7 protein-coding genes are annotated in these 6,650 nt (G+C 54.8%); 6 read left to right on the forward strand and 1 reads right to left on the reverse strand.

What is annotated here, in order from left to right:
- Positions 1–1,586: 1,586 nt before the first annotated feature.
- The 3 genes from JJB74_RS32685 to JJB74_RS32695 all read left to right on the forward strand — a co-directional run bounded on the left by JJB74_RS32685 (position 1,587) and on the right by JJB74_RS32695 (position 3,072).
- On the forward strand, positions 1,587–2,585 hold the full coding sequence (locus tag JJB74_RS32685) for a RepB family plasmid replication initiator protein (protein ID WP_234485054.1): 999 nt from the start codon (positions 1,587–1,589) through the stop codon (positions 2,583–2,585).
- A 66-nt stretch (positions 2,586–2,651) separates the two neighbouring features.
- Positions 2,652–2,876: a hypothetical protein gene (locus tag JJB74_RS32690; protein WP_200598727.1), complete on the forward strand. Its 225-nt coding sequence runs from the start codon at positions 2,652–2,654 to the stop codon at positions 2,874–2,876.
- On the forward strand, positions 2,857–3,072 hold the full coding sequence (locus JJB74_RS32695; protein WP_200598728.1) for a hypothetical protein: 216 nt from the start codon (positions 2,857–2,859) through the stop codon (positions 3,070–3,072). Before JJB74_RS32690 ends, JJB74_RS32695 begins: the two co-directional genes overlap by 20 nt.
- 482 nt (positions 3,073–3,554) lie before the next feature.
- Here JJB74_RS32695 and mobQ read toward each other — a convergent pair whose 3' ends face one another.
- Entirely contained in the window at positions 3,555–5,231 is a 1,677-nt protein-coding gene (mobQ, locus tag JJB74_RS32700; protein ID WP_200598729.1) for a MobQ family relaxase, read from the reverse strand.
- Between the two features lie 170 nt (positions 5,232–5,401).
- Here mobQ and JJB74_RS32705 point away from each other — a divergent pair, with 170 nt between their 5' ends.
- The 3 genes from JJB74_RS32705 to JJB74_RS32715 all read left to right on the forward strand — a co-directional run bounded on the left by JJB74_RS32705 (position 5,402) and on the right by JJB74_RS32715 (position 6,610).
- The gene (locus tag JJB74_RS32705; RefSeq protein WP_200598730.1) at positions 5,402–5,710 is read left to right on the forward strand and encodes a mobilization protein; all 309 of its coding nucleotides are present in this window, start codon (positions 5,402–5,404) and stop codon (positions 5,708–5,710) included.
- Between the two features lie 429 nt (positions 5,711–6,139).
- Entirely contained in the window at positions 6,140–6,331 is a 192-nt protein-coding gene (gene relB, locus JJB74_RS32710) for a type II toxin-antitoxin system RelB family antitoxin (protein ID WP_200598731.1), read from the forward strand.
- Positions 6,332–6,610: a type II toxin-antitoxin system RelE/ParE family toxin gene (locus JJB74_RS32715; protein WP_200598732.1), complete on the forward strand. Its 279-nt coding sequence runs from the start codon at positions 6,332–6,334 to the stop codon at positions 6,608–6,610.
- The last annotated feature ends 40 nt before the right edge of the window (positions 6,611–6,650 follow it).

Below are 6,650 nucleotides of genomic sequence, written 5' to 3' on the forward strand. Positions count from 1 at the left end.
CCCAACTACATTGTGGTCTACCGGGTAATAGCCGATGGCGTCGAGGTCGTGACTGTACTCCACGCCCGGCAAGAATATCCCGATTGATCGAGCGTCCCCGACTGGTGGCGGTCGAGCGACTGTCGGCGTGACTTAGTTTGCCGGCAGCCGTCCAAGCATATTCGCAAGTTGTGGGAGATTTTCGAAAAATGCTGGTTTTTCCCATAACCCCTTTTATTTTCGTAACGGAGTTATTATAATAATAAATATTAAAATAACTTCGTTACGAAAATGAAAAACGATCAGAATATGACTACCCCAGAACTCCCCGGCATAGCCCCCGAAAAGCGAGGGCGTGGACGTCCTCAGCAGTACGCCAGCGCCGCTGAGAAGCAGCGGGCATACCGAGAACGGCTCAAGGCTGAGGGAAAGCGCGTGGTTGCTCGTGTCGTGCGCGACGTACGGGGCGACCAGCCCCTACAGTCCGACATCATCGATTTATCACAGGTACGGCGACGCTAAGGAAGTCGAAAACCATGGCTCATCGTCACAAGAAGGAGGTTGCTCGCCTCAAGACCACCGTACAAAAAATGCGAACACACCTTCACAGATGTGAGGCCGAGCTTGAACGGGCCCGTCAAGCCGCGCTAGGAGAGCTCTGGCTAGCTCAAAATGCTGAGTACGTAGAAATCCTTGTCCCACCTTCAGAAGACGGCTCAGAAGAGGTTTAAAGCCATTGTTGCGTAACGGAACAGGTGTGAAAGAGGTGTTAGGTCACCCCATGCTGGAACCGATAATGCGTATGCGGTGCGCTAGCTCCAGGCGCTACAAATGGCTGGGACGACCGCCATGACACGCCCCCAAGCCAAGGGCCGAGTTAGCTACGGCCACCGCCCTCTGCTTCATAGCGTTCACTAATGCAATTTCGGCAACAATTAGTGCCATGCTAGAGTTCTATTGCAGTTCCCCTCTTTGCCGCAGGCTATATGCCTGCGGCTTTTTTCTTCCAGCCGATAGTTGCACCATCCGCAAAGGGCAAGTAAGCGAGACGCCATGAATCCATTACGCCTATGTAGTTGATCAACTACAACGTGTATCAAGGATCAGCTACACAAAGCATCTTAGTCGCCCAGGAAAAATTCCTACGGTCAACTAAGCAAATATCTTAGCCCGCCTTTTTGCAAGCCGCGCCGAAGGCGCCAGGGGTTGGAGGGAGCCGCCGAAGGCGGGAGGAGGGCGCAGCCCTGCCTCCGGGGGTGCGAGTCCGCGAGCGAAGCGAGGAGAGGGGGCGCAGCCCCCTGCGGACTGGAGTCCTCCTTGTGCGCCGAAGGCGCAGTCTGGAATCATTTATCCACAAGTGGATAAATGCCGCCGGTGCTTTTATAGCTTTTCAAAACCTTTTAAAACCTTTTCGGAAGCGGAGAGCCCCGTCAGACGGGCACTTCCCGCGACCTTTAGGGAGAAAAATGCGGTCATTCGGGGAGAAAAATGCGGTCATTCGGGGAGAAAAATGCGGTCATTCGGGGAGAAAAATGCGGCATTTAAGGTGTTTGTTTTCAAGCTCCCTTTTAAGTTAAAATTCCTCCTGTGCAATCTTGGAGACAGAAATGAAGTTGCAAGAAAATCAAAAAGATCGGCTTATGGTGGTCAAGGCCAATAGTTTGATAGAAGCAAGTTACCGGCTCGATCTGATGGAACAACGGTTGATCCTGGCGGCTATCGGGGAAGGAAGGGAGGCGGATACCTTGCTCAGCTCGGGGTCGATCACGATTAGCGCTAAGGATTTCCTTGCCATGTTTCCTGACGTCCAAGAGAAGGATGTTTATGGTCAGTTGAAAGAGGCGCGGAAACGCTTGTTTGGTCGGTACGTGACGATCCATGACACGCATCCTGAAACGGGCCTACCACGCGTCAACGAGATTCGTTGGCTTTCTAGCTCCAGCTACATCGATGGGGCTGGCATGATCCAAATTCGCTTTGCCCCCGAGATCGTTCCCTACATTGCCCGTCTAAGCAAAAACGAGAACTACACAAAATATCGTATTGAGAAAATTGGGCGCATGACTAGCGCTCATGCGATCCGACTTTATGAGCTGCTAGCTCAATATCTTGCTGCTGGAAGGCGGGAGCTAAAGCTGGTTGAGCTTAAGCAGATGCTCGGGATAACAGGCGAATACAAAGCAATCAAGGACTTTAAAAAGTATGTCCTTGACTCGTCCATCCGGCAGATCAATGAATTTTCCGACATTGAGGTGGCTTATACCCAGCGCAAAACTGGCGTCGCAGTTACGCACCTGATTTTCGATATCAAAGCCAAGGCGGAAGAGAAAACCAAACCATCGACGCCAAAAAAAATATCGAAGCGGCCCACGGTGGATCGGGATTACGTGGAGCGGCATGCGCGACCTGGTGAGTCATACGACCAAGCCTATCGGCGGCTGCTGGAGGACGCAGGCCAGCAGTCCCTACCCTTGGAGTCAGAACCAAAGTGCAATGGAGATCAGTCCTGCTTGAGGCCAGTTCGCAAGGTTCTTCAGCAAGGTCAAACATACATGGATTGGAAGTGCTCGAATTGTGGCGGTGGTGGCCGTTCGACATGGGATTAGGTATGCCCTTCAGGGGTGTCCCAATCACCAGCAAAAGGGATCTAGGTTCAAACAGGGAGAGCTCTCATGGAAGAGCGTAGAAAAATAAAACTTGTCGATGCTTATCGACGTCAAACCTATGCGACTAATCGTGCCATCTTGGCCGTGAATAGATTAGCCCATGCTCAAGCGCTGGATGAAAGGATCATTGCCAGTCACTGGGCAAGGGCATGGATGAACATCGCGCGTGGGGATAGACGGACGGGAAAAAATAAAAGGGCGCGAGGTGGGCATGGAAAAATCTCCTTTTGAGACTGATAGCCCCGAGCAGATCGATATGCTTCTGACGTTCTTCCTCTGGGAGTGCCCAACATCGATGATCCCGAGCCGCCCTATGGTCAGAGAATGGATTGAAATCTTGGAACGCCGCGGCCCGGAATTCGCAAGCGCTGTAGCGGCATGCCGCGAATTCCTTGAGCCTTCAGTAAAGGGTAATCTCGATGTCTGAGAGTGAACGTAAGTTACTTGAAAAGATCGGCATTCCTCTGCAGCTGGGCGATGACATGCGTTACCTATCCTGCCCCAAGGACCGTCTCTGGCCCCACATACTTTTCAGGATGGGTGGGAAAAAACGCTGGATGTGCACTGCTTGCGGTGGGTGGTACGAAGTGCCAAAAGAGAAGGTGCCTTGAGGCGTCTACATGAGACTACGTGTGGATCTTCGCAGTTACCAAAACAAACAAATTTCACTCTCCAAGCCGGTTTCAAATTTGAAAAGCATCCCTACAACGTAGGAATGCGCATCCGAACCCCTCAGCAGAAACAAACCTATGCCCTTTCCCGCGTGAGCAAAGCCATAGATAGTGCCCTCGCAGCAACGGGGTTGAGGGAAAGGCTCAATGCTCTTAGATGGGCTGAGCTTTGGGCTGCAGCAGCTCGAAATCAGAAATCCGTGCCAGACCGATTCTCCTAGTCATGGATCGGAAATGTTTATCGTCCAATCCCCTGCCCTTTTCCTAGACCTGGAGCGAGATGCGGTGCCACCCGCTCCATCTGCTCCGTGACACCCTTACCGTAGATCGATATCAGTCCCCGACCGCCATCCTTTAGGCGCTCGGGCTTTATCGATCCATCCTTCTGCACCCACCAGGTGCCGAGAGTAACCGGGATCTTCGTGCGATCAATGATCCGCACCGTCCTACGCCCGATGTCCTGAGCAGCGTACCGCTCATTCATCGCAAAGACCGTTCCGAAGGAAGAGATGTCAGCACGATCCTCAAATGTCGCGCTGTTGCCGGTCATCCGCATCACCTCTGCCTTCAAAGCCTCTCGATGATCGATTGGCGGGGCGCTAGGCGCCTTTTCCTTGGTTTTGGCACCTTCCTCCGCCCCCATCGTCGCTTGCGCCTCCTGAGCCTTGTGAGCCTCAGCAGACCGCTCTTTGGCTTTCTCTGCCTGCTTTCTGGCTTCTGCAACTTTCGCCTGGTCGAGACGCCAGGCTTGGACCTGCTGCTGCAGCTCTGGATTGCTTACCTCGATCCCACGGCGCAGGAACTCCCGCAGAGCCATTGCCTTGAATTCGTCATTGCCTGTGATGGTCGCGGCCTTCCAGCCACGATGCTTGGCAACCTCGGCCATAGCTGCAGCCTTTGGCTCGCTGTACTTGCCCGCCGCTGAGAGTCTGTTTCCCTTCTCGATAACGGCCACTTTGCCGGCGCTTGGACCTGCCCCGGCCCAACGATGCAGCACGCGGCCATCCTGGGTTTTGGTCTCATCCATCCGAATGATTCGGTTCGGCGTACCTGCATGGCGGCGCGTATTGCGCTCCGCCCATGCGGCATGTCTGGCCTTGGCGATCGCCAGTTCGCCGGCCAAGCGCGTCGCGTTCTCTTCCGCCCTTTGCAGCGATTGCTCGACCCGCTCATAGAAATTTTTCTCAGCTCGCTGCTTCTTCGCTTGGCCTTCATGCGTTCTACGTTTGTGCGAAGCTTCACCAGTCCTCCGTTCAAAGCCCGTGGCCGATGGCCCGAGGTGCTTCGTTGGCTCCTGTTCGACTCCCTGTTCCTTGAGACTGCGATGGTCGACCTTTGCATCGATTTGGTTTTGCCGCAGTCGCTCATTGGTCAGCTCTGCCCAACGCGCCCGCCAAAGCTCAGAGGGATTCGCGATCTTGTGTCGCTGGCAGTGAATCGGATCAAGCTCGACGACCTTCTTCCCAAATCCTTCTTTGGTGACACCACAAGCCGAGATGAGGATGTGCGCATGGTGGTTTCTCTCGTCGCCGCCTCGTCCCGGTTTATGGATGCAGACATCAGCCGCCACCCCATAGTGATTCGCTACTTCTCTTACGAAATCCACGGCCAACCGCTTCCGCTCAACTTCGGATAGTTCGGCAGGCAAAGCCACCTCAAATTCGCGGGCAACGAGAGCATCGCCGCGCCTGTGGTGGAGCTCGACTCCATTCCACAAATCTTCCCGCGACATGGCCGGCACACCATCCGGCAGCACAACGTCCGCGGATTCGACTCCGCCCTTGCGGCGGTAGTTGTGGACCTGGCCAGTGCGCTCATCCGTGATCGAACACCCAGCACGATAGGCAGCTGCTCCAGTCGCAGACCGGCCAGCAGACCGACTAATCGCTTTCATGCTGAGATGGTAGATCGCCACGGTTTTGCCCTTCGTCCCGGAGGGACCGCACGTATTCCCGCAGGGAATACTCTAAGTGCGCCCTTCGCCTTTCGGCTGCGGATGCATACCGTAGCGATTTTACATTGCTTTGCAGAAAATAGTTGCCCATCTACAATACAACCGTGAAACCCAAATTCATGGAGAAAGCCATGGGCACCGCAGCAGACAAGGCGCAGAAGCGCGTCAAAGAAATCGAGGAAATGCTTAAGCAGGCCAAGGCCCGCGCACAGAGAATCGAAGCCGCAACAAAGGCCAAGGAAAGCAAGACCGCACGCGCAGAGCGCGAGAGAAAAAAGTACTTGGTCGGCGCGCTGGTTTTGGAGTCGATGGAGAAGGATGCGTCGATCAACCAACGAATGCTGGAGAAGTTGGATAAATTCCTAACTCGTCCCACCGAGCGCGCCCTGTTTGGCTTATCGGAGAAGTCTGAGCCATCCGACCTAATGAAGGCTGCATAAGTATGAACAAATTAGAAAACGCCTTAGACCAAAGCTCGAAGCCAGAAGAGAAGGCGTCAGCTCACACGCCAACGGATGCGCCGGAGTACCCAGGCACTGCAGCTGTAGATGCGTTGATACGAAGCATGCGGGAGTTGGCCACGGACGATAACAAGCGCAAAGCATTGGATAGGTCGTGGAATGTTTGGGTTGCCGAGGCGGCCAAAAAATGGAAGTAGAACCCTGCCCGCATCGGGGAGCGAATGGGGACTCCGCTGGGACTTGCACCCGTTGCCCCGCCTTTACCTTCCGCCGCCCTCCCAATGCCGTTGGCCTTCGGCATTGAGCTACAGGTTGTCGTGCGCCGCTTTAGCGGCGACCTAGCTGCGTGTAGCTGGAAACGAAGTGACCCCACTCACCAAGGCATTCTAATCTGGTAGTCTTGGTTTTATGAATGCCACTCTATCCCCCATCGTTTCGGAGTTTGAGACCGAAGAACAAGCGGCCAGCTACGACCGCTGGTTCCGCGCCCAGGTGCAGGCCTCACTTGCCGATCCGCGTCCTAGCATCCCCCACGATGAAGTCATGGCCGAGATGGACGCGATCATCGCAGAGGCTGAACAGCGCCGGCAACAGGCATAAGTGCTGACGGTATTCTGGCGTGCCTCGGCACGCGCCAATCTTGCCTCGATCATCCGCTTCATCGCCAATGAGAGCCCGCCAGCAGCTCGCCGGTTGCGCAAGCTGATTGAGGATTCGGTGCTTCCAGCTGCGGAACATCCTTACCTGTATCGTCCAGGTAGAGTCCCAGGCACGCGCGAAATCGTTGCACACCCCAACTACATTGTGGTCTACCGGGTAATAGCCGATGGCGTCGAGGTCGTGACTGTACTCCACGCCCGGCAAGAATATCCCGATTGATCGAGCGTCCCCGACTGGTGGCGGTCGAGCGACTGTCGGC

Origin of the sequence: Noviherbaspirillum pedocola (genome assembly GCF_016632335.1) — a bacterium.
GTDB classification, from domain to species: Bacteria; Pseudomonadota; Gammaproteobacteria; order Burkholderiales; family Burkholderiaceae_D; genus Noviherbaspirillum_A; species Noviherbaspirillum_A pedocola.